Source organism: Moorena sp. SIO1F2, assembly GCF_010672755.1.
Taxonomy (GTDB): Bacteria; Cyanobacteriota; Cyanobacteriia; order Cyanobacteriales; family Coleofasciculaceae; genus Moorena.
Map to the genome: position 1 here is coordinate 1 of NZ_JAAHFV010000610.1, position 2,011 is coordinate 2,011.

Below are 2,011 nucleotides of genomic sequence, written 5' to 3' on the forward strand. Positions count from 1 at the left end.
AGGTTGGACAAATCCATAGACTGGAAAAACTTTATGGTATTTAATCCCCAGAGTCAATACAGAATGGTTAAACCTAGTCTCTAAAAAATTTGCTGAAGATGTGGGCATTTCTCCAAAAAAAAAGTGTTGTTAGTAGAAGATAATGCTGGATGGCATCGGAGTAAGAAGGTAAAAATTACTTCAGGAATTAAACTAGAGTTTTTGCCCCCATACTCTCCAGAATTACAACCAGCAGAAAGACTGTGGAAATTAGGGGATGAACCTTTAGTAAATAATTGTTTTGAGACGATTGATGAAATCGAAGAATTGTTAGTAAAACGTTGTCAGGTTTTGAGTGAGATGAAAGAAGAAATTAGAAATTTAACTTTCTATCATTGGCTAGCTTCTATTTAAGCATTTTTTTAATGGGGTATGACAACCGGATTTAGTATGAGAACTGGATAATCATCATCAGGTAGTTTTCCTAGGTATCTTTTGACGATTTGTGGAAAATTTGATCTCATTGAAGCAACATTGTAAGATTTTTTTTAGCCTCTATCTTATCAATTTAGAGGCTATTTGTATAGGTTTTTAACTATCATTCAACATTTATGTTCAATATCACCGATAATCTTTAAACTATCTTTATAGTAGAGCCAATTGTGAAATAGTAGAGCCAATTGTGAAAATAATGTGAATGTATCGGTTCCATTTTTCACGTCCTACCTGGTAGCAATTGGGTTTAATAAGCAGGTGCACAAAATTAATTACCTATTTTTGACATAATAATATACAATTAGATAAAATCGATCAAAATAGGTATTTATATGAGATTCATTAGAGAATTAAATCCCGAGACTAAAAAACTTTTAGAAAGAATAAGTTGGCAAAGTAAATATCCTCAAGTGAGAGACAGAGCTAAATGTATATTGTTGAGTTATAAAAAATTTTAATACAAGGAATTAACTTTATTATTTGGAGTTAATCGAAAAACTATATATAACTGGTTAACTAGATGGGAAGATCAAAAAATCCTAGGAATATACAATCAAAAAGGTAGGGGCAGAAAACCTAAATTAAATCAGGAGCAAAGGCAACAAGTAAAGGAGTGGGTAAAATCTGAACCAAAAAGCCTAAACAAAGTTAAAAATAAAATCAATAAAGAGTGGAAAATAGATGTAAGTAAGGAAACTATAAAAAGAACCATAAAAAAGTTGAATATGAAATGGAAAAGAATGAAGATAGGAACGAGTAAAACCCCTGATTAATGGGAGCTAGACGTAAAGATACCCAGACTAAAAGAGCTAAAACAGCAAGCTAAAAAAGGAGAAATTGACTTAAGATATTTAGATGAAAGTGGATTCTCTTTGAAGCCAGATATTCCTTACGGATGGCAAGAAAAATTAAAACGAATAACTCTTAATAGTTGCCAAAGCAAAAGAATTAATGTTCTCGGATTAATGGGATGTAAAAATCAATTAGATTCCGAAATACATCAGGGCTCAATTGATAGTGAAATCGTGATTAAATTTTTATATAATTTTAGTAAAAATTTAGATAAACTCACTGTAGTAGTAATGGCTCAAGCTTCAATACACACGAGCAATAAAATCCTAGAAAAACTATAATAATGGAAAGCCAAAAATTTAGATAGATTTTGGTTACCTACTTACTCACCTAAGTACAACTTAATTGAAATTTTCTGGAAATTTATTAAGTATGAGTGGATTGAAATTGATGCTTACGAAAACTGGAAAAGCTTTCTTAAATATCTCAAAAAATTTCTTGACAATTTTGGTCAAGAATATGTAATTAATTTTGTTTAGGTGCTTAGATCAAAATCAGCTTAGTGTAAGACAGAGAAAGCTTTACTCACCTACTGACAAATTACTACTGAAAAATTACTACTCAAAAATTACTATTGACTGATGTTTCCAACTAGGGATTGAGCTGGGAATACACAATCTTGACCAGTGGCTTTGCCTCGCTCAATAGCCTCATCAGCGGCTCGATAGAGGCTTTCGATGTCTGT

General features: G+C 31.5%; 1 protein-coding gene and 1 pseudogene. Both read left to right on the plus strand.

Annotated elements, in window-relative coordinates:
* Positions 1-123: 123 nt before the first annotated feature.
* Positions 124-393 carry a transposase gene (locus F6J94_RS33350; protein WP_293048134.1) on the plus strand — a complete coding sequence of 90 codons (270 nt, stop codon included), beginning with the start codon at positions 124-126 and terminating at the stop codon, positions 391-393.
* Between the two features lie 413 nt (positions 394-806).
* A pseudogene (locus F6J94_RS33355) lies at positions 807-1,805 on the plus strand (IS630 family transposase).
* Positions 1,806-2,011: the final 206 nt, after the last annotated feature.